Consider the following 356-nt stretch of genomic DNA (forward strand, 5'->3'; position numbering starts at 1 on the left):
GCGCAAGATCCTGGCCGAGGATCTGCCGGACGCCCAGGTCATCGTCGTTTCCAACCGCGAGCCCTATATCCACAACGAGGACAAGAACGGCGATGTCAAACTGGTCGTGCCGGCGAGCGGACTGGTCTCGGCGCTGGAGCCGATCACGCGCGCCTGCGCCGGCACATGGATCGCCTATGGCGGTGGTTCGGCCGATGCGCTTGTCGTCGATGAAAATGACCGCGTCGAGGTGCCGCCTGAAAATCCTTCCTACACGTTGCGCCGCGTCTGGCTGAGCGAGGAAGAACAGCAAGGCTATTATCTCGGCTTTGCCAATGAAGGGCTCTGGCCGCTGTGCCACATAGCCTTCACCCGGC

1 protein-coding gene is annotated in these 356 nt (G+C 62.4%); it reads left to right on the forward strand.

All coding sequences use genetic code 11. From position 1 onward, the window contains the following. On the forward strand, nt 1–356 hold a 356-nt coding region (locus tag EN786_RS36500; RefSeq protein ID WP_135910110.1), incomplete at both ends, for a trehalose-6-phosphate synthase.

Origin of the sequence: Mesorhizobium sp. M4B.F.Ca.ET.143.01.1.1 (genome assembly GCF_004792275.1) — a bacterium.
Classification (GTDB): Bacteria; Pseudomonadota; Alphaproteobacteria; order Rhizobiales; family Rhizobiaceae; genus Mesorhizobium; species Mesorhizobium abyssinicae.